Here is a 20,970-nt window from a genome sequence, read left to right on the forward strand (position 1 = left end):
AGAGGGGGTTTTCGTCAATCCCGGGGTCCCGCCGGCCGTTCCGCCCAATTCCTGTCTGATCCGCTGTTCCTTCATGGCAACGCACACGCGGGAGCAGCTTGACTTTGCCCTGGACAAGTTCCGCCAGATCGGCAAGGAACTGAATGTGATCTGAGGCAAACGCAAAGAGGATTTCCCGCAGCTCAACGCGGATATAAAACAGATCACGCGGATGAAGGAAAAGCCTCTGGCAAGGCCTTGTCCGAATGGCAGATAGGTTACTTTGTCATCCCGGCGCGGGCCGGGATCCAGTTCTTTCATAGGATTGCCTGGAGCAGAAGCAAGAAAAGAAGATTAGATACAAACTCATAAAATATAGCCTTACAGGGAGGAACCATGGCCAGCAAAAGCAGCGCCGAATATTACGGCAGCTTTAAAGAAATGTCTCCGATCCGCGCCATCGCCGAGACGCTCATGAACACCCACAACGTGCGCAAGATCGATATCCGCGAAGCCTATGAACTGGCAAAAAAACAGCCAGGCGTCACGGTGACCGACCTGCCGGTGTATCCGGAATTCATCAAACTCCACAACCTGCCCGTGGACGCGAAGGTGCTGGACGACTGCCACGGCAATATCATCGGCCGGACGGCCAAGGCCCGGCGCTTTTACCACCGGCTTGATGCTCCCAAAAAAAACAAACTTGAAGGCGATTTCCGCGAAGCGGTCTGGCAGATGCAGCACTATCCATTGATCAAGGCCGAAGCGATCCTGGGCCTGGACCCGGACCTGATGATCAAGGCCACCTTCATCACCACGGAAACCGATGTGGCCAACGTCTACAACTGGCTGCTGAATTTCGCGCCCTACGAACAGCTGAAGGAGCAGTATGAGCAAAGCCCCAAGCTGCCGATCCAGGATGTTATCCTGATCGCCTTCAACGAATGGACCTGCGACGATCCGTTTTACAACAACGTGGGCGCGCCGCAGCTGGCCCTGGTGGACGAAAAGCACAACGTGATCGTGAACCTGGGCATGCGCTATTTCGGCGAACGCAAGAAAGGCACCCTCACCATGGCCTGGACCTCCGGGATCCGCATCGGCATGGCGGCCTGCCACGGCGGGATCAAGGAACTGGATTTCGGCACCTGCAAAGAGGCACAATACCACAAGCTGGGCAAGCGCTCCATCGCTTTCTACGGCCTTTCCGGCACCGGAAAATCCTCGCACACCAACAGTCACGATAACGCGGGCACCATGCCGGAGGGAGTTGGCAAAGTGGTGCTGCACGACGACGCCTTCCAGATCGACCTGGATAACAAGCTTTGCCGAGTTTGGGAACCCACCCTCTTCGACAAGACCGACAGCCGCCCGCCCGACCATCCGGACTGGAAATACACCCTGGCCGTGATGAACCACATGATCGCGGAAGTGGGCGGCAAACGCGTTCCCATCGGCCAGGACGCCCGCAATCAGAACGGACGCGCCCTGCTCGACCGCGCCCTCCTGGGCAACTATGTGAACCGCTGCGCTTTCCCCAAGGCCCTGGTTTGGCTGATGAAGGATTCCGTGCTGCCCCCCATTCTCCGGCTGGCGGACAAGAACCTCGCCATCGCGATGGGCGCTGCCCTCATGACCCAACGCAACCGCGCGGAGAACGTGACCGAGGAAGAGCTGAACAAACTCGTGTTCGAGCCCTTTGCCAACCCCTTCCGGGTTTACGAGCTCTACCGCGACGTGGAGGCCTTCCTCCACGTGGCCGACAACGGCGCGGATTTCTACTGCTTCAATTCCCGCGGCTACTGGAAGGAATCGGACGATGCCCTGGAAGCCATACCGCTCAAGACCTCGCTCACCCTGCAAACCGCCATCCTGCTCGACCAGTTGGAATGGGAAGCCTGGCCGGCTCTGCCTGGGGCCATGATCCCCACCCGCGAGAGCGTGGATAAGATCCTGCCCGGCTACTATGACAGGTACGATCCGGCCAAGCGCGGCAACAAGGAGAAATACGAGGCCCTGCTCAAGGACCGCTTCCAGCAGCGCCGGGATTACCTGATGGGCAGCGACCTGACTGAAAAACCCGAACTGCAGAAAGCCGTCGTGGACGCGCTGAACCTGAAAATCTAAGGCTCACTTTCAAACTGAGTGGGTCAGGTTTTCATCAGGGGCAAGAAGGGGTGGCAAATTCCGATTTGCCACAGCGGTCTTCTGACCGCTTCTGAAGGCAGCCGTGCTGCCTTTGCCGATTCTCAAGATCGGCAACCCGCTGCTTGTTCAATCCGGATTTGACGCGCCAATCACCCACTTGGTTTGAAATAGAGCCTAAAAAAAGCCCGGCGGGACCGGGCTTTGTATCATTATGGGTTGTTAGGTTATTGGTTTTTGGCCATCGGCACGTCGGTGGCGATCACTTTGTAGAAACGCTTAGCCTGGTCAGTTACAATGTCATCCCAGAAGAGGCTGGCGGTCCTGCCCAGGAACAGGTAGGTTCCGTAGGGTTCGTCGCAGGCCCAAACTTCGTAGGAAAGGCTGTTGGGGATGGCGTTCCACTGTATCCTCAGGGTGGCGGGATCCAACTCGGTGATCGTGATCTCTGGCACTGCAAGGTAATCGAGGTTTACCACGATGCTGACGCTATCCTCGGCGCTGTCCGTTCCATCACTGACTGTGAAGGTCAGGAGCTCGGTCCCGAACCAATCCGCTGTGGCATTGAAGGTGACCGAAAGCCCGGTGATGGAGACCTGCACATTGGTGTTTCCGGTATAGGCAAGGGTCAGCGGGTCGCCATCCGCGTCATCGACATAGGGGCTGAAATCGACCACCAGGCTGCCGTTCATAGCGAAACTGAAACTATCCGGCAGAGCGATTGTCGGCGGTGTGTTCTCACCCTGTTGGTCGATCAGGAGAGTGAAGGGATCCAGAGCCGCGCAGAGAGGCTGGGTGGCGTTTCTGGCCGTGGTGTCGGTCGCCAGGATGTAGTAATAAAGGGTCTGGCCAAAGGCCGGGGTCGGAACGCTGGCGGTCCAGGTGTTGCCCGAAACGAAGGTGAGAGGCGCATAAAGCCAGTTCCCGCCGCCACCATGCCTGTAAGCAACGTAGGTTTGGGCCGGATCGAGCGGATTGGCGTGGGTGATCTGGACCTCGATGGGCACAGTGCTGTTCGCCATCGCGGTGGAGAGGGGAAGATGCCAGAGATGGACCATCTGATCGTCGAAGATGGTGTTCACGCGGCAATGGATGGCGTCCGTGGATTCGAAACTGGAATAGGAATAGCCCAGAACGTTGTAACCCGGCAAGGCATCCTGATAGGCTGCGAGGGCCGCGGAGTCGTTGGCTGTTCCCATCTGCGGGACGTAGACGCGCTTGTTCATGATGTAGGAATTGGAGTAGGGCTCGTTGTTGGGGGTATAGACACGGTAGATCCGATAGGGCGTGCCGTAGCTGGAGGTTTTGGATTCCCAAACGTCCACGACAGCCTCGATGGCTCCGTATTGGGCGTGGCTGCTGGGAACGCTGCGGATCAGGACCTTATCCACGTCCAGCAGCTTGGCCCAGCAATCGATGTGGTCGATGTAGGTGTTGTTCGGGTCCTCATAGAGCTGATATTCCGTGATGCCAAGATAGTTCTGGAACATCTGTTCGATCTGGCTTTGGGTGAGGGTAGCATTTTCTTCCAGAACGAGTTCGGTGCTCATCGCCTTGCCGTTGCCGTCGGTCATGATGTTTCCGCCGGTATGGTTAATGGGCATGTCGTACTTGGGATAGCCCAGATAACTGGCCACGGCGGCGGTTGAGGCGTCGTCATTGGGCCGGGGGCGGTTGTAGGTGAAGTCCACGATCTTCATGGAATTATCTGCCTCGAAGATGGTCCAGGGTCCGTAATCACGCGTCCAATAGGAATCCGTGGAGGTGTTGATGTAGCGCACGTTGGCCATGTTCACGCCGTTGCTGGTGAGGCTGCTGTTGCAGGTGCTTTGGCTGGATGAGGTAACCAAAACGTAGAGGAGGCCGTTGTTGGACATATCGGCCAGCAGCGAGTAGGGCAGGCCGAATGGATAGCGGACCAGGGCTCCCTTGGCCGGCTCCCATTCGGCCACGAAACGCGGATCGTTGGGCATCTGGAGGCCCATGCCGCTGACGGCGACGTTGACGGTGGGGCTGTTGGCCGCGTTGGTGGAAAGCACCACGTTGCCGCTGTAGCTGGTTGCCGCGGTGGGGGCAAAGGTGAGATCAAAGCTCTGGCTGGCCCCGGCAGCAACATTGATGCTGAGAGTGTTTCGGTCATCCTGATCGGACAGGGAGAAGGATCCTTCTACATAGCGGCTTCCCAGGGCAACGCTAAATCCAGCAGGTGTGGTGACCGTTCCAGTGAGGGTCTCGGTGCCAGTGTTCTGAACCGTGAATTGCTGGACGCTGCTGGATCCCACATTTACGGTGCCGTAGGCAAGAGAGATGGGGCTGACAACGATGGCGGGGTTGTTTATGGTGCCGGGAAAAAGTTTCAGCCGCAGATTGGGGAGATTATTGCTGGCAGTGAGGGAGCTTGGCTGGGAATAATCGTCTCTGGCCTGACGGGCACGGGTGGTGGGGCTTGTGCTGTAGTTCCATCTGGGGTAGGCGGAGATCCAGGCCTGATAGCCTTTGACGATCAAAACAGCCAGGCTGGAACTGCCATCATGCATGAACTGCGTGTCCAGATCAATTTCCATCCAGCCGGAGGTGGAGTTGTTGGGCCAGGTTCCGCTGTAAACCTGTGTGTAGCCTGCAGTTGAGTATGTTCCGGTGGACAGGCTGGTGGCTGTGGTGTTCTTCATGTAGACAGTTACAGGGGTGATGGTATTTAGGTCGGTCCCGCTGGCCTTGTAATATGCCATCGATTGGATCAATCCGCCTGTGCCGATCTCTGATGCGAGGTAGATCGCCTCATGCGCGGAATAGTTGTAATAGCGGTCCAGAGGATAGCTCTGGTTTGAGGTTCCGCTCCCGATGATGATCTCGGTGGGTGCGCCCACTTCAAGATATTCGGTGGCGTTGGCCGTGTAGGCACCCGCGCTGGCATTGAAGCCAAGTTGAGCCAGGGTGCCGTTGCCAATGCTTTCCGAGGCTGTGAGCGAGAAAGCCAGAAGGGCCGATCCCGCAGCGCTGATGGCGGAAAATGAGGCGCTTCCGCTATTGATGGTAATACCAGGGGTCGGGCTGGAAAGAACCGCAGTTCCTGATGGGGACGCGGCCGCGCCGTTGTTGTGCAGGCTAACGCTTACCGTCACCGTCTCACCGGGATCCAGTGTCCCGTTGTTGTTGCCCGGCGCAGGATCGGAGATCGTCATCGAGCCAAAGGAAAGCTGCGGCGCGTTGAGGGTGAGGTTGAAAGTGTGGGTCCAGGACTCCGTTCCGCTTGCCATGGTAATGGTGAAGGCGGCGCTGGTGCCATCGGCGATCCCGTCGGCAATGCTGATGGCGAAGGCGTTGTTGACCGTGGTGGATGCTCCGGCTGCCAGGGACGCGATCGTCTCACTGGCATCGGTGATCGTGATCCCGGCCGTGGCGCTGCTTAAGGTGGCGGTGACGTTGGTGGCGGGTTCGGCCCCGATGTTCTGGAAAGTGACGTTGAAGCTGCCGTATTCGTTGTATTCCGGGCTGTTGTTGTTGCCGTCGGCATAATTGACGGCGCTCACGGCCATGTAGGGACCGGTTCCGGGGACCTGCTGGACTGATCCGACATAGGTGACCCGGTTCAATGCGGTGGCGGTCAGAACGTAATCCAGGGCTGCCTGGGGAGGGTTGACGAGGCTTAAAACCACGTTGCCGCTGGCATCCGTATAGCCGCGGGCATAGATGCTGTTGTTGTATGTAAGGGCAACCAGCGCGTTGGGCACTCCGGTGGATACATTTACAGTTGTGGAGCCGATGATGATCTGGGCGGGATGGGTGACCGCCATAACGAGCGGGGTTTTGGAACGCATCTGCAGGCTGGCGTCGCCGAAGATGTGCCAGGTCTTGAACATGTTGACCCCGTCGGAGCCGGTGGTATTGCCATAGACATCCATCATCTTGCAGGAGCCGTTGTAGAAGAGGCCACCGGCGGTGGTCTTGGCTTCCGCGATCAGCAGGTCCGTGGTCTCGTCCTGGGCGCGCATGGGCGAATTCCAGGACTGGTTGATGGAAGAGGCATACATGGCCACCGCACCGCCATTGGCGTTGCGCAGCCAGGCTTCGGCAAAACAGGTGATGGAGACGAAATTGCCGTTCACACAGGCCACGTCGTGGATCACGGGTGCCATGTATCCATTGGTGAGCGCGGAGGCGTTGGTGTTGCTGAATCCCGTGGTGCCCCAACTGGTGTTGGAACCATGGCCCACGTAATTCACGAATCCCCGTCCGGCGTTGATGTTGGTGGTGACCGTGGCGGCCGAGGCGCCCGGATCGTAGATCTGGTCGACAGTGGTATAGCCATAGCCCAGCAGGTCGCCTCTGATCAGGTTCATGTGCTGGATGTCGGATTCGCCCATGTCGCCGAGCGAGCCACCGCCTTCCGCAGAGGCAATTCCCATGGCGCGGGACAGCCAGGTCGCCGAAGTGTTCATGTCCCGTTCATAGGCGATGGCCTTGTTGATCTGGGCTTCGACCTGGGCCGCGGTTTCGGCTGAAAAACGGCCGATGAAGATGTCGGGATAGTTGTCAGAACCCGCTACCAAAGAGAAACTGGGGTCGCTGCCTCCGCCTCCCGAACTCAGGGACGGGATTTGCGGCGCGTCACCCACGATCTGGATGTAGGCGATGGAGCTGTCGGCATTGTAGCGGTTCTGGATATAGGTTTGGAGCTGCGCGGCGGTCGTTCCGATCGTGGACCATTGGATCAGTTCGGTCTCGATCCCTTTCTGTTTTTTCCAGTTCACGTAAGGAAGGATGGCGCTCATGTAATTGGTATGGCAGATCACCAGCATTTTGCCGAAAATGTCGCTAACCGGGGTATAGCGGTAGCTGTTCCATTGATGAAATGGTTCTCGTAGATGGTGAGAAAGTCCCTGGAGATGCCGTTCCGCGTGCCGGTCAGGGTGTTGATGGTATCCAGGCCGTCGGCAAAGACGCGGATCTTGTAGCTGGTGAAAACCCGCAGGACCTTGGTTTGGGGGTTATAGGCAAAGGGTGTGGTTTTGATCGTGACGCCCCGGAAATCCCGGAGAATGTAGGGTTCGGAGAGTTCTGCCAGGTTATGCGGATAGAAGCTGTCGCTCTGATAGACCTTGTCAAAGGTGTAGGGAACCGTGGCGGGATCGATGTCGCGGGTGATCACGCCCCGCGAGGGGGCCACTGGGACCTCAAGGTCCTGATACTGCACATCATAGACCTCAAGATTCATCCGGGCCGAGCCGTCGATGATGATGCTGCGGTTGAAGACCGGGAGTTCCGGAAATCCTTTTTCCTGCAGGATCCCTTCCTTGGGCAGGCGGATCTGGAACCACTGGTTTCCCTCGATCTGTACAGGGGTTTGGTCAAATTTGTTAATCCGGTATTGGACGACGCTTTCCGCCGCGGAGGAGGAAAGCAGGGTGATGGAATTGTTTCCGTCGCCCAGGGAGACGGTTTCCGCGCTCAGGGCCAGCGCGGTCAAGAACAGTAAAATTGCCAGCGTTAAAAATCGTTTCATCTGATTACCTCTATCTTATCGGTTTTTACTCATCAGGTTTTCGAGATCCTTCATCCCCTGCGGGGTGGAGAATTTCTTCATCATCTTCTTCATGTCTTCAAATTGGCGCAGGAGCCGGTTCACTTCCGTCACCGACCTGCCGCAGCCCCTGGCAATGCGCAGGCGCCGGCTGCCGTTGAGGATGTCCGGCCGTTCGCGTTCCCGGTCCGTCATGGACTGGATGATCGCCTCCACGTGCTTGAGCGCGTTTTCGTCGATCTTCAGGTCCGTCGGGAGTTTATGTCCCAGCCCTGGTATCATACGCATGATCGATTCCAAAGAGCCCATTTTTTTGATGCTCTGCAATTGTTTGAGAAAATCGTTCAGGGTAAACTGGTTCTTGAGCATCTTTTTTGCCAGCTTTTCGTTCTCTTTCTCGTCGATGGCCTCCTCGGCCTTTTCGATCAGGCTGAGAACGTCGCCCATGCCCAAAATGCGCGAAGCCATGCGCTCCGGATAAAAAACCTCGAGGTCGCTCAGCTTTTCCCCGATGCCCACGAAGGCAACCGGCCTTTCCGTCACGGCTTTGATCGAGAGTGCCGCACCGCCGCGGGCGTCGCCATCGAGCTTGGTGAGGATGACGGCGTCGAAGGCCAGCTTGGCGTAAAATTCTTTGGCCACGGAAACTGCTTCCTGGCCGGTCATGGAATCGGCCACAAAGAAGATGTAATCAGGCTTTATATGGGATTTGAGGCGCACAACCTCGTCCATCATCACCTCATCGATATGCAGGCGTCCGGCGGTGTCGAAGATGAGCAGGTTGGTCAGCTCTTTCTGGGCCAGGCGCAGCGCGGTTTCAGCTATTTGGATCACGTCTTTGCTATCTTCGGCAACCACGGGGATGCCGATCTGTTTGCCCAGGATCTTGAGCTGGTCGATGGCGGCGGGACGGTAGACGTCGCAGGCCACCAGCATCGTCTTCAGGTTCTTTTTGCGGTAATGGAGGGCCAGTTTGGCGCAGGCGGTGGTCTTTCCCGAACCCTGCAAGCCCACCAGCATGACCTTGGTCAGCTTGTTGTTAAAGGCTTTCAGCTCAAAACCTTCCGTGTCCATGAGGGCGGCCAGTTGCTCATAGACGATCTTGACGACCTGTTGGCCGGGGGTGAGGGATTTCATCACCTCCGCTCCGAGGGCGCGCTTTTCCACCTCAACAATGAAGTTTTTGACGATCTTGAAGTTGACGTCCGCTTCCAACAGGGCCATCCTGATCTCGCGCAGGGCGTCCTTGACGTTCTGTTCCGTGAGATAGCCTTTGCCGCGGATGTTGCGGAAGACCTTGTCCAGTTTTTCCGAGAGGCTGCTAAACATATATCCTGCTTTGTTTCAATGAGTTGGAATAATAGGGGATGTTACCGGGCGCTGCTGGGGTGATTCCGCCCTTTTGTCTGGCTCGTTCATTGCCCGGTTGCCACCCGCCGAGTACCCGCCCGTCTGGCGGTTAGTCAGCGGGAGGCGGGCAAGTGGCGGGTGAATCACGTAAAAGGGTATAAAGATGTCAATTGCCCCGGAGAATTTGGATCGCTTCCGTGTAGTCGGGGCTGCTGAAGACATAGGAGGCGGAAACCAGGATATCGGCCCCGGCAGCGATCAAGCGTGGGGCTAACTCGGCATTGACGCCGCCATCGACCTCGATCAGGGCGGAGAGGTTCTGACTGTCGATCAGTTCGCGCAGGGCAGCCACTTTATCCAGCACGGAGGGGATGAACTTTTGCCCGGAGAAGCCGGGGTTGACGCTCATCAGGAGCACGTAATCGAGGTCCGGAAGGATGCATTCCAGGCTGGAGACCGGGACCGCCGGATTTAGCGCGATCCCCGCCTTGATTCCGTGTTCTTTGATCCTTTGCACAAGACGGTGGCTGTGATACTCGCATTCCTGGTGGAAGCTGATCCAGTTGACTCCGATCTCTGCCAGGCGGTCGACGTAGGAGGCTGGATTGGTGACCATCAGATGGGCGTCCAGGGGAAGTGAGCTGAGCTGGCGGACCTTGCGGATGAGCGGATCGCCAAAAGTGAGGTTGGGAACGTAATGCCCGTCCATGATGTCCAGATGAAGGAGGTTGGCAGCGCTCAGGGCGGCGAGCTCCTGTTCCAGCCTGCCAAAGTCGCTGGAGAGGATGGAGGGGGCGATCAGGATTTTTTTCATGTCTCAGCTCCGTATCATGAAGATGATGTCCCGGATCTCCTCGGGGACTTTGGTCCGGCATTTTTTGAGGATCTGGGCCTTTTTCAGCACCAGCTCCTGCAGCCAGGCGTTGTTCTGGACGGCCACATAGAGGATCGCATGCTGAAAGCGGAAAGGATGGGACCGGGCGGCGAGGAGATCGCCCACCACATCCTTCCAGGCCTGGTAAAGTTTGATGAACGGCTGAAACTTGTCTCCGGCGAGCCTGGACAACACCTGGTTTTGGATCCGGGACGCGGGAGTTAGGGCCATATCAGCTTTACCAGGCCGGAAAAGGCGGGGTCAAAGCAATAGGCAAACCGCTCAGCTGAGCTGATACCTGGCATTGAGGGCCAGATATGAGGCGACCAGGGCCACCAGCGCAGCGATGTAGGCAACGGCGACGGTCTGGCTCTCCTTGCTGACGAAGAGGACCAAGATCCCGGGCAGCAGGGCCGCGATAATAATGAGCAGATAGCCCAGGAGGCGGTTTGAGGAAACGTCGCCCTTTTTGTTGATCAGGATCAGGGCATAACCGACCAGGCCGATGAAAAGCAGGGTCCCGATTATCGCCAGAGCGACGGCCAGGCCTCCCTTTCCTTCGGTAATAGGTGCCATGCCGCCAAAGATCAGGATCAGCAGGGGCAGGATAACCGCCAAAACGGCCAGGATGGCCACGAATGCCTTTTTGCCTTTGCCGCTGGTGGGGACAACATCAAATTGGCGCTGCCTGTTTCTGACCATGAGGTAGACGGCGGCGACGATGATGCTGACCACCAGGAACCAGACGATATAGCCGATTACGCCGTGCAGCAGGCCCAGCGCGGAGAACACGCCGACGAACACGACCAGCCCCAGGATCTGCAGGATTGAGCTGGCAAACGTTCCGGACTTGGCTTCGCGGTCCCGTTCCCGGGCCTTCTTGTTCAGAAAGTAGACCAGCGCGAACACGGCTATGAAGAACAGCGCAAAGAAAGGCACAACCTTGGGGTTGCCGATCCCGATGAAGGAAAGGGCGGCGATCACGATCACTGTCGCCAGGATCCTGGTGACGTAAAACAAGGTATTCTTCATGGGTTTCTCCCGTATCTAAATTTCGTCGTCAGCCAGATCTTCCGGGCTGACCTCGGCTTCGGGCTCAGCGGCTTCCTCAGCTTCCACCTCTTTGGGTGTTTCCTCGGGCTCAGGTGTTTCCACCGGCTCCGGAGTCTCATCCAGCGGGGGAAGCTCTTTGTTTTCCTTTTCCACCGTGATCTTCAGCTCCGAAACGATGTCCTTGTGCAGACGGATCTGGACCAGGCTTTCGCCGAGGGCCTTGACATGCTTTTCCATCAGGACCAGGGATTTGTGAATATCCAGGCCTTGTTCGGCAAGCTTTTGGCTGATGTCGGCTTCGGAAACGGAGCCGAACATGTTCTCATTCTCATCCACCTTGCGCAAAAAAACCAAATTGAGGCTTCTGATCTGGGCGTCAAGCTTTTTCAGCTCCGCCAGGACCTTTTCCTCTTCCTCGGCGGCTTTGGACTGGATGGAACTGAGTTGTTTCATGTTCTGGGGGGTGGCGTAGAGCGCCAGGTTGCGGGGGATGAGGTAGTTTCTGGCAAAACCGCGTTTGACGGAAACAACTTCACCCTTTTTGCCCACTTTTTCCAGATTATTCAAGAGGATCACTTTCATGTGTAGATTCCTTTAACGTTTAATTTCCTGAGATCGAGCCAGATGTCGGCAAAGCCCAGCAGCGCGACCAGGATCAGGTTGAAGATGATCAGTACCGTCACGAGGACCAGTACCAATGCGTTTGAGGACCAGCGTGAGACATGATGCAGGACCACGCCGATCCCCTGGATCAGGGGTAAGACGCACAGCGAGATCAGCGTATTGACAAAGACCATGCGCAAACCGGGAAAGAAATACAGCGGCAAGACCGCCAGGATCAAGAGGTTGTAGTATTTGGGAACGCTGAAGGCGCGCCAGGCGAATCTGCTTCCGCCCAAATGCAGGAAGAAGACAAAGCCCAAAAACAGGGCGGCCAGTTGGGGTACCGTCCAGCCCGCGGGAAGCAGATAACGCATGATGTCCAGCGATCGTTGCAGATCCGGGCTTTCCACGAAACGGGGGAACAATCTGCCCATTTCGCTTACAGCCTGCTCGTTTGCCTGGATGAGATACGCGCCAAAGAGGAAATGCCGCGCCATCCCATAGATGATGATCAACAGGGCCGAGTGGACCAAAGCCGCGGTCGGGTCTTCCTGCCTGCCCAGGGTCCTGAGAAACACCAGGACGGCCAGGCCGACTCCGATGACCGCGTCCAAGGCCAGGACGTTCGTACCCGGCTGTTGCAGCAGCAGCGCGAACAGGATGGGAAACACAAAGAACAGCAGAATCCTGTTCAGGGGAGGCCGTTGCAGGTTGCGCAGCAAAAACCGGCTGTAGACCAGCATCAGGATCAAGCCCACAAAGGGGTTGAAGGCGGCAATCGCGCCCAAAAGCAAGGCTATCAGGGACACTTACTCCACTACGTAGGGAAGCAGCGCCATCTGGCGAGCGCGTTTGATCTCGTTGGTCAGCCTTCTTTGGTGCTTGGCGCAGGTCCCGGTCATGCGGGCGGGATCGATCTTGCCCACATCTGAGATGTATTGGCGCATCGTATCCAGGTTCTTGTAATCAATCACGATCTCTTTGTTGGCGCAAAAGCGGCAGTATTTCTTGCGGGTGAATCTTTTCTTTCTATCAGTTCTGTCTGTCAAATTCATTTTCTGCTCCAGGTCCTAAAACGGGACGTCGTCGGTTGTGGTTTGCGCGGTGGGTTGCTGGGCTTCCTCGGGCAGAGGCACGTCTTCGTCGACCCCTTCGCCTTCGGCTCTGGGTTTCCATTCCAGGGTCTGGACAAAATCAGCGATTACTTCAAAAACCTTGCGGTTCACATTGTTCGAATCTACATACGATCGTGTTTCGATCCTGCCTTCCACCATAACGGCTGTGCCTTTGTGAGCCTGCTTGCAAATATTTTCCGCGTTGAAATTCCAGGCTACCACATCGACAAAGATCGGAACTGATTGCCACTGGTCCGCTTCATCCTTGAAACGCTTGTCCATGGCGACCCTAAAATTGACCACGGGTGTGCCTTTGGGGGTGTACTTGAGTTCAAGGTCCTGGGTGATGCGGCCGGCGATGAACACTTTGTTGAGTCTGGGTAACTTCAGATCTGCCATGATTCCTCCTATTCGTCTTTGGCGATAAACATGTGCCGGAGCACTTTTTCGTTGATGTTGAGCTGGCTTTTGATAGCTTTGACGCCAGCGGTTTCCATCTTGAAGTAATTCACGAAGTAGTATGCTTCCTGACGTTTGTTGATGGGGTAGGCCAGCATGCGGCGGCCCCAGGGATCGGTCTTGATGATCTCTCCGCTTTGCTCTTTGACTAGGGCCAGGATGCTCTCATTGAGCGCGCCGGCCTCTTCTTCGCTGAGTTCGGGGGAGATGATCACCATCAGTTCATAATTCCTGATCATTGTCTTTCTCCTTTGGACTATTGTTTCCGGGAAGCTTATCCCCGGAACAGGATTTTTTCCATATGCTGTAGGCGTTCAACACGGAGTTGAAATCGCCCGTTATGTAAGTATCTATGTAGTTTACGGCTTGCTCCAGGGCGGGATTGAGCAGCGCCAGATCTTCGTCCGAAAAGCTGTCCAGAACGAAATCCCGGGGGTCGCCCTCATCCCTGCCAATACCGACGCGGATGCGCTTCAGGCTTTCGGCAGGCAGCTTTTCCAACAGGGACCTAACCCCGTTATGGCCGCCATCGCCGCCGCCATTGCGCAAACGGATTTGGGCCAGGGGCAGCTCGATGTCGTCATGCACGATCAAGGCCTCGCTGGCCTTCCAGCGGTCTAGGGCGGCTGCCAAGGCCAGTCCGGAACGGTTCATGTAGGTGTTTGGCCTGATCAGGCAGGCATCCTTGAACCGGGCATAATCGAACAGACGGGTGTGCTTGAAGCTGACCCGGTGCTTTTGGGACCAATGGGTGAGACAGAGGAAACCGGCATTGTGGCGCGAGAATTCATATTCGCTGCCGATGTTTCCCAATCCCACGATCAATTTCATTCCTGGGCAGGCTGTTTTGTTTCCGCTTCGGCCTCAGCGGCCTCAGCGGCTGCTTCTTCTTCAGCAGCAGGTGCTTCGACTTTCTTCGGGTGGATCACCACCAGGGTCACATCCGGATTATCCTTGTACTGCCATTTTCCCTGGGCCAGGTCAGACACGTGGAGCGAATCGCCCACACCCAATTCCGAGGTGTCCAGTTTGATCTCATCCGGCACATCTTTGGCCAGGCAGGTGATCTTGACGGTCCTCTGAATGATGTCGGCGAATCCGCCTTCCCGGGTGCCAATGGCTTCGCCCACAAACTGGATGGGTATCTCAAATTCCATCTGGGCCTTGGCCTGAACGACCATGAAGTCGATGTGCAGAATGTTGCGGGTGACCGGATGGATGAGTTTATCCTTGAGGATGGTGTGATACTTTTTGCCATCCAGAACGATCTCGTAAAAAGCAAGCTCATTGAAGCTCTTCTTGTAGCATTGCTGAAATTCGCCCTGGTTGATGGCGATGGACGCAGTGTCCACTTCCTTGCCATAAAGTACGGCGGGTATCAGTCCCTGCGCTCTCAGGGCGTTGAGTTCACTTTTCTTGGTGGTGGTCCTTTTCTTTGCTTCAAGGGTGAATATCATTTATTCCTCCAATCTCAAATCCTATTTGAACAGAATACTGAGAGATTCTTCTATGTGTATTTTTTTTATTGCTATGGCCAGCATTTCAGCTATCGAAAGTTGAACGATCTTGGGGCATTTTGCCGCCTCGTCGGAGAGGGCGATGGAATTGGTGATGAAAAGTTTTTCAATGGGCGAAGACTGGATGTTCTGGACCGCAGAACCGGATAGGACGCCGTGGGTGCAGGCCGCGTAGATCCGTTTGACCTTCTGTTCCTGCAGGACTTTGGCCACATTGATCAAGCTACCGCCGGTATCGATGATGTCATCAAAGAGGATGGCGGATTTGCCGGCCACGTCGCCGATGATATTCAGCAGTTCGGCATTGTCGTCATTGCCGCTGCGCCTTTTATCCCCAATGGCAAGTCCGCAATCCAGGCGCTTCGCCATGGCTCTGGCGCGGTTGGCCCCACCCGAATCGGGAGACACGACCACGATGTCCTCGATCTCCATGCTTTTGAAATAGCGGGCAAAAAGCGGGATCGTGTACAGATGGTCGACCGGGATGTTGAAAAACCCCTGGATCTGTTCTGCATGGAGATCCACGGTGATGATCCGGTTGGCGCCAGCCACGGTGAGCAGATCGGCAACCAGCTTGGCGGTTATGGGCACCCGGGGCTGGTCCTTTTTGTCGGAACGGGCATAAGCGTAATAGGGGATGACGCAGTTTATCCTTTGGGCTGAGGCGCGCTTGAGGGCGTCGATCATGATCAGGAGGTCGACCAAATTGTCATTGACGGGCCTGCTCGTCGGCTGGATGATGAACACATCGGCACCGCGGACGTTGTCGTTGATCTTGACAAAGGATTCATCATTGGCAAATTTGAACAGATCTATATCAGCGAGAGGCACTCCTGCAAAGCGTGCCACTTCCTCGGCCAGACTGCGGTTGGCCTTTCCAGTGATCAATTTAAGCTTTGAATACACTTTGATACTCTTTCCTTGATATAGTTCTCACTATCTTTGTCCAATAACCGATACGGTCAAAATAACTCTGGCAGGCACGCATCCTGCCCGCGTCCTGAAAAACTCCCAGGCATGTGGAGCCGCTGCCGCTCATCTGGGCTGGCATTGCTCCAGATTCCAGGAGGCGGGCAATGACCTCGTCCACTTCCCTGTACTCTTTGCGAACGCTGGCTTCCAAGCGGTTGAAGCAGCTTTCCCGCCATGCGTCCGGCTTCCAGTAACGCTTTGCGCCTTGCGCCGGGACTTGCACCATGGCGTAGGCGGAAGCGCTCGAAATGGCGATATTGGGATTAACCAAAAGGATGTTCCCAACATCCAGGTCCGCGCAGGGCTCGACCAGTTCGCCCCGGTTCGTTGCCCAGGCGGTCCCGCCATGCAGAAAGAAACCAATGTCGCTACCAAACAGGGCGGCCGTCGCTTCCATCTCGGCCAGGCTAAGCTCCAGCTTCCACAGGGAGTTCAGGGCCCTGATGGTGTTCGCGGCATTACTGCTGCCACCTCCCAAACCGGCTGCCAGAGGGATCCGCTTTTCCAGATAAATGTCGATTCCAGCTTCAGGCTTGTATCTATCCATAAGATATGCCGCAACCCTGTAAACCAGGTTGCTTTCGACAGCCATTTCAGGTAAGTTTGACCACAATTTTACATCCTGCCTTTTTGTCAAAGCAAATTTGAGCGTATCACAAACAGAGACACTGCAAAGCAGTGTCTCAATCTGGTGATAGTTGTCCGGCAGCCTGGCCAGGACCTCAAGAAACAGATTTACTTTTGCGTAGGAGGCGATCAGCATGCTTTTTTTGCTTTTTGGGCATCTCATCCCCGTAGTAGTAGTAATAGTAGTAGTAATAGTAGTAGTAGTTCTGCTTGTTGTAGTATTTCTGCACGTAGATCCCGTTAACGATGATGCCGTCGATGGTGGCGTCGATGTTTTCCATCAGCTCTTTGGTGCGCTTGATGATGCCCTTTTCGGTGAAGCCGCAGCGGACCACTATGAAAGTGAGGTCGACCTTTTTGGTGAGGATCAGGGCATCGGTCACGGCGATGATTGGAGGCGTGTCGAAGAGGATGTAATCATACTTGGAGCGCAGTTCTTCGATCAGCCTGTCCGTTCTTGAAGAGGAGATCAGCTCAGAGGGATTGGGCGGTACAAAACCACTGGTGATCACATCCAGATTGGGGATTCCCGAGGCCTTGGTTACCTGCTCCAGGCTGACGTCCGGATCGATCAGGTAGTCGCTGAGCCCGTTTTCCTTCTCCACTCCAAATTTATTGTGTACCATGGGCCGGCGCATGTCCATGTCCACCAGGATCACTTTGGTGTTCATCTGGGAGAGGGTGACAGCAAGGTTGACCACGGTGGTCGATTTGCCTTCTTTGGGACCGGAGGAGGTGATCAGCAGGGTGGCGCTGCCGGCCGGTTTTTTGGCCAGGATGTTCGTGCGCAGGGTGCGGTAGGACTCCGCGATCGGGGATTTGGGAGCGTAATGGGAGACCAGCTGCATCATCACATAATGCAGCGATTTGCTAAGCTGCTCTTTGTTTTCGCCTTCAGCCTGCTCGATCATGTTGTTAAATTCGGTGATGCGGGATTCCGATTCCTGGATCAGGGGGATGGTGCCCACGATCGGCAGACGGACGAAATTCTCCATATCCTCGAGAGTGCGCAGTTTGGTGTCCAGCGAATGGACCAGGAAGGCCGCGCCAATTCCCAGGCCGAGGCCAAGGATGATGCCCACCAGCATGTTCATGGAGACCCTTGGTTTGATCGGGGCCCCCGGCATCCTTGAGTAGTCCAGGATGCGGATGGTGCCGATCTTGGCCTGCTCAGCGATGCGGGCGTCCTCGTATTTCTCCATCATGATGCCGTAGATCTTCTCATCCAAGCTCATGCTGCGCATCAGGCGGGCGAATTCCAACTCCTTGTCCGGAAGGGTGATGATGCGGTCGTCATAGAGGATCTTGGTCTGTTCCAGCCCGTTGACATAAGCCCTGGCTATTTCCAGTTCCACGTTCGCCTGGACGATCTTGGTCAGAAGGTCGTTCCTGGCCGCTATCGGGTCTTGATGCAGGGAGATGGCGATGAACTTCCGGATCTCGGTGTCCAAGGCAGCCTTGGTCTTGGCAACTTCCTCCTGGAGGAGCTTCATCTGCGGATGGTCTTCCTGATAGTTCTCATTGGTCCGCAGCCGTGCTATCATGGCCTGGGTGTTGATGACCTGTTTGCGTAATTCCTCAATGTAGGGTGCCTGCAAAACGTTATCCACCCTACCGATCAGGGAATCCTGGTCCGCCAGTTGCCGGCGCAGGACCTCGACAGTCCTGGCCTTGACTGCAAGGTCCGTGAGGGCGGATTCATATTCGGACTCGATCTCGGCGGATTGTTCGATCCACTTGCTGGTCATGGCGCTCAGCTCGATCAGCTTGTTTTCGTTCTTGAACGACCTCAGGTCGTCTTCGGAAATCTGCAGGCGGCGTGAGATCAGGTCAAGCTGCTCACCCAGAAACTCGCGGATGGTGGTGAATTCCAGGCGCGCGATCTGTGTGTTCTGTTGCTGCACAGCGTCCGCGATAGCATTGACCGCTGCCATCGCTTCGCCCCGGTGGGTGGATTCAAAGGAGAGCAGAAGAATGTCGGTATCCCGTTTGGATTCGATTTTCACCCGGCCCAAGCTTCCGGCAGGATAACTTGAGGTGCTGATCGGATACGATTCCCAATCGGGGTTCTTTTTCATGATCTCCCAGGCAGCGTTGAGTATGGATTGGGTTCTGATCTGCTCGATCTGGTTGTTGATGTAGTTTTTGCCGCTGCCCTGGGTGGTCAGCATGAAGATATCCGCACCGGTGGTCTGATTCTCCAGGATTATCCTGTTCGCGGCTGAATAGATGCGGGGCTGCCGGTAAGTGTAGACGATCGTGATGGCCAGTGCCAGGATAAAGATCAGCACGATCAGATACCGGTACTGCATAAGGATGCGTATATAATCTGACAGCTTTATCTCTTCATTCTGGGGCTGCTGCGAATTATTATGATTCATATCCCACCAACCTATTTGATGTTGGTAACCAGATTGTAAACGCTCAGGGCGATCGCGGCCTTGGATAGGAAATCCGCGACTCTGCTGAAGGCGTAGAAGATCGTTCCCGAAACGATTATGGTGTCTCCGGGCTGCAAGCGCAGGTCGTAAACCATGCTTTCTTTTTCCTGGCCGGTGTCCGGGTCAATTTCCCGGGTGACCTGAGTGCTGGTGGCAAGGAATTTGTTGTCAGCCGTTTCCATGTATTTTGTGAGATTGATCCAGATGATCTGGGCTTCGGATTCGACATCGATGTTGTTATTGGCGGGCCTGATGATCCTGATCTTGGAGAGCTTGGCGTCTTCGTCCGGCCCACCGGCCAATGCCAGCAAGGTGATGAAATCAGTATCGTCCGGGACCAGGTAGAGCCCTGGTTTATTCACGCGTCCCAACACGTAGACGTTCATTTTCAGCTTTTCAACACCACTGCGGTTGCCTTCATATGAATAGGCCGATATGCTGCTCGAAGTCGTGACTGAAGTTTGCGACTGGGCCAGCACTGGCAGCGCCATGCATATGACGATGAGTGAGAGCAGTATCTTCTTCACCTTAGCCTCATTTATCCTGTTTTGGTTATGCTTATGGATAATCGATTTACGTCAAGATAAATCTTTATCGTCTTGCCAAATAATATGCTTGCTTGATTCATGCGGTTATCTTCCTGTGTGGCATTGAGCATCATTAATGATTGTCATGAAAGCAATTACCATAATCCCGGATTTATTCCTGGCAATACCCAGGCCGCTTGATTTTTTTTCACCGATCCTGTTGTTTTTCGCTCGGACCTGAGCCCTGATCTGGGTTGAATTTCTTTGCTTGCTTCCACTTACTGGATGTGTACGACTCTTTGATGGGATTCGGATCCCATGTACATCAGCTTTTCCTGGTCCCAGTCGAAAGAGTCCACGCGCCAGAGGACCGAACTGTTCGTGATGCCAAGATTAACCGGAAGCTTGATGTAAAGGGAGTCCATGGCCGCATAGAGGTCCTCGTGGTAGAGGTGGTTGTTGTTCTCGTCAAAGATCATCAGCCGGTATTTGGAGGCGATTCCTGTGCTATCCCATTTAAATTCCGCGTTGGTATGAGGTATGGTGGCATTGTTTTGGGGGTAGACCAGCATGCTTTTGCTGAGCAGAGCGTAGCTGCTGGTGTCCGACCGGGAGGAGTTTCCGGCCAGGTCGACCAGGTCGATGAAATAGTGATACCAGACCCTTTCGGTGAGATCGCTGTCCACATCCAGGTAATACTTGGCCGAGGCGGAGATCGAATCGACCATTACCGGCTCCGGCTGAAAATCGCTGAAGCGCCAGATCTTGACATGGCTGAGGTCGGAATCCTTGAAAGGGTCCCATTGGACTCTGATCCAATCTCCGTCTGGCACCGCGTCGATCCCGTTGTTTTCCTCATTCAAAATGAGGGTCAGATTATTCCACACGGCCGGGTCGTCCCCTGTATCGCCAAGATGAGGCACCATGACCGGCGGGATGGGGGGAATCTTGTCCAGGTTGTCGTTTTCAGATCCGGCGCAGGCCGCCAGGCATAGCAGCAACAGGATCCCGAGAACAAGCAAGGTTGTTGTTTTCATGTTGTCTCCAGTTAAAAATAGACTCTCAAACCCACTCTGTTGGTTATCCCGACAGGATTGGTCAGCATGGCGTAATCGATCCCCACGCCATAGACGTTGACCGTGGCCCCGCAGGTGAAATTGTCAAAATAGTATCCCGCCCTGAGGCTGGCCAGGTCTTTGTAGCTGAATTGCAGCCCGTAGTGGTTGCAGCCCTCATAAACGTAGTCATAATCATAGGCAAAGGTCAATTTGGAATCCAGAAAGGGAATCGGTTGTGTGACGGCGACCCCCAGCTTGGTGTTGAAGAGGACCTCGTCCTTATGCTCTGAATAGGTGTCCCAACTGATGTCCGTCCCAGCCAAGTCCTGGAAATTGAGGCCAAAATCCAGGCTGCCGAGGACATCCCAGTCAAAAATGACCGCCAGGTCGGTGTTCATCTTGAAGCCAAAATCCACCCCGGTCCCCGATCCCTGATTGTCCATCAGATTGCGCCGGATGAACTTTACTCCGGCTCCGAAATAGAAGTCCAGCGGAACTTCAAAATACATCCAGCCCATATTCAGGTCGTAGTGGATGTGCTTGGCAAAGGCAAATTTGTAGAGGTCGTCAACGCTCTTGAATTTGCCGTCGGGATCCCCGGTCAGTTGATAATCGCTGTTGTTGATGCGTTGGTCGACATTGGTGCCGATCAGGTAGGATTCGTCGAACAGCGGAATGTCCGAGATCGTCAGCCGGGTCAAGTTCAGGCCGATGGTCACGCCGTTGGGG

19 protein-coding genes and 1 pseudogene are annotated in these 20,970 nt (G+C 55.4%); 1 reads left to right on the forward strand and 19 read right to left on the reverse strand.

Going from position 1 to position 20,970, the window contains the following annotated elements:
- The first annotated feature begins 375 nt into the window (after nucleotides 1-375).
- The gene (locus tag K0B87_05575; protein ID MBW6514209.1) at nucleotides 376-2,106 is read left to right on the forward strand and encodes a phosphoenolpyruvate carboxykinase (ATP); all 1,731 of its coding nucleotides are present in this window, start codon (nucleotides 376-378) and stop codon (nucleotides 2,104-2,106) included.
- Between the two features lie 245 nt (nucleotides 2,107-2,351).
- Here K0B87_05575 and K0B87_05580 read toward each other — a convergent pair whose 3' ends face one another.
- The 19 genes and pseudogenes from K0B87_05580 to K0B87_05670 all read right to left on the reverse strand — a co-directional run.
- Nucleotides 2,352-5,660 carry an agmatine deiminase family protein gene (locus K0B87_05580; protein MBW6514210.1) on the reverse strand — a complete coding sequence of 1,103 codons (3,309 nt, stop codon included), beginning with the start codon at nucleotides 5,658-5,660 and terminating at the stop codon, nucleotides 2,352-2,354.
- A gap of 18 nt (nucleotides 5,661-5,678) precedes the next feature.
- Nucleotides 5,679-7,627 (reverse strand): annotated as a pseudogene (locus K0B87_05585) (agmatine deiminase).
- 15 nt (nucleotides 7,628-7,642) lie between these two features.
- Nucleotides 7,643-8,974: a signal recognition particle protein gene (ffh, locus tag K0B87_05590; protein ID MBW6514211.1), complete on the reverse strand. Its 1,332-nt coding sequence runs from the start codon at nucleotides 8,972-8,974 to the stop codon at nucleotides 7,643-7,645.
- Nucleotides 8,975-9,161: 187 nt separating this feature from the next.
- Entirely contained in the window at nucleotides 9,162-9,809 is a 648-nt protein-coding gene (rpe, locus tag K0B87_05595; protein ID MBW6514212.1) for a ribulose-phosphate 3-epimerase, read from the reverse strand.
- 3 nt (nucleotides 9,810-9,812) lie between these two features.
- Nucleotides 9,813-10,100, reverse strand: a complete 288-nt coding sequence (locus tag K0B87_05600; protein MBW6514213.1) for a DUF721 domain-containing protein — start codon at nucleotides 10,098-10,100, stop codon at nucleotides 9,813-9,815.
- Nucleotides 10,101-10,151: 51 nt separating this feature from the next.
- A complete protein-coding gene (locus tag K0B87_05605; GenBank protein MBW6514214.1) occupies nucleotides 10,152-10,901 on the reverse strand; it encodes a hypothetical protein in 750 nt (249 codons plus the stop codon).
- Nucleotides 10,902-10,916: 15 nt separating this feature from the next.
- Nucleotides 10,917-11,504 (reverse strand): 50S ribosomal protein L9, encoded by a 588-nt coding sequence (gene rplI / locus K0B87_05610; protein MBW6514215.1) that lies wholly within the window; start codon nucleotides 11,502-11,504, stop codon nucleotides 10,917-10,919.
- The gene (locus K0B87_05615; protein ID MBW6514216.1) at nucleotides 11,501-12,334 is read right to left on the reverse strand and encodes a hypothetical protein; all 834 of its coding nucleotides are present in this window, start codon (nucleotides 12,332-12,334) and stop codon (nucleotides 11,501-11,503) included. Before K0B87_05615 ends, rplI begins: the two co-directional genes overlap by 4 nt.
- Nucleotides 12,335-12,580: a 30S ribosomal protein S18 gene (rpsR, locus tag K0B87_05620; protein ID MBW6514217.1), complete on the reverse strand. Its 246-nt coding sequence runs from the start codon at nucleotides 12,578-12,580 to the stop codon at nucleotides 12,335-12,337. It abuts the gene before it with no gap.
- Nucleotides 12,581-12,595: 15 nt separating this feature from the next.
- Nucleotides 12,596-13,039 (reverse strand): single-stranded DNA-binding protein, encoded by a 444-nt coding sequence (locus K0B87_05625; protein ID MBW6514218.1) that lies wholly within the window; start codon nucleotides 13,037-13,039, stop codon nucleotides 12,596-12,598.
- 8 nt (nucleotides 13,040-13,047) lie between these two features.
- Complete coding sequence (gene rpsF, locus K0B87_05630) at nucleotides 13,048-13,338, reverse strand: 30S ribosomal protein S6 (protein MBW6514219.1); 291 nt, start codon at nucleotides 13,336-13,338, stop codon at nucleotides 13,048-13,050.
- Nucleotides 13,322-13,930 (reverse strand): aminoacyl-tRNA hydrolase, encoded by a 609-nt coding sequence (gene pth / locus K0B87_05635; GenBank protein ID MBW6514220.1) that lies wholly within the window; start codon nucleotides 13,928-13,930, stop codon nucleotides 13,322-13,324. The genes rpsF and pth overlap by 17 nt, the downstream gene beginning before the upstream one ends.
- Entirely contained in the window at nucleotides 13,927-14,556 is a 630-nt protein-coding gene (locus K0B87_05640) for a 50S ribosomal protein L25 (protein ID MBW6514221.1), read from the reverse strand. The genes pth and K0B87_05640 overlap by 4 nt, the downstream gene beginning before the upstream one ends.
- A 21-nt stretch (nucleotides 14,557-14,577) precedes the next feature.
- Complete coding sequence (locus tag K0B87_05645; protein ID MBW6514222.1) at nucleotides 14,578-15,522, reverse strand: ribose-phosphate pyrophosphokinase; 945 nt, start codon at nucleotides 15,520-15,522, stop codon at nucleotides 14,578-14,580.
- Nucleotides 15,506-16,351 carry a 4-(cytidine 5'-diphospho)-2-C-methyl-D-erythritol kinase gene (gene ispE, locus K0B87_05650; GenBank protein MBW6514223.1) on the reverse strand — a complete coding sequence of 282 codons (846 nt, stop codon included), beginning with the start codon at nucleotides 16,349-16,351 and terminating at the stop codon, nucleotides 15,506-15,508. Before ispE ends, K0B87_05645 begins: the two co-directional genes overlap by 17 nt.
- Nucleotides 16,311-18,527, reverse strand: a complete 2,217-nt coding sequence (locus tag K0B87_05655) for a polysaccharide biosynthesis tyrosine autokinase (protein ID MBW6514224.1) — start codon at nucleotides 18,525-18,527, stop codon at nucleotides 16,311-16,313. The genes ispE and K0B87_05655 overlap by 41 nt, the downstream gene beginning before the upstream one ends.
- 80 nt (nucleotides 18,528-18,607) lie before the next feature.
- The gene (locus K0B87_05660; GenBank protein ID MBW6514225.1) at nucleotides 18,608-19,183 is read right to left on the reverse strand and encodes an SLBB domain-containing protein; all 576 of its coding nucleotides are present in this window, start codon (nucleotides 19,181-19,183) and stop codon (nucleotides 18,608-18,610) included.
- 278 nt (nucleotides 19,184-19,461) lie between these two features.
- Nucleotides 19,462-20,220, reverse strand: a complete 759-nt coding sequence (locus K0B87_05665) for a hypothetical protein (GenBank protein MBW6514226.1) — start codon at nucleotides 20,218-20,220, stop codon at nucleotides 19,462-19,464.
- 11 nt (nucleotides 20,221-20,231) lie between these two features.
- Nucleotides 20,232-20,970, reverse strand: a 739-nt coding sequence (locus K0B87_05670) for a hypothetical protein (protein ID MBW6514227.1), incomplete at its 5' end; no start/stop codon positions are given.

The organism is Candidatus Syntrophosphaera sp. (assembly GCA_019429425.1).
Classification (GTDB): Bacteria; Cloacimonadota; Cloacimonadia; order Cloacimonadales; family Cloacimonadaceae; genus Syntrophosphaera.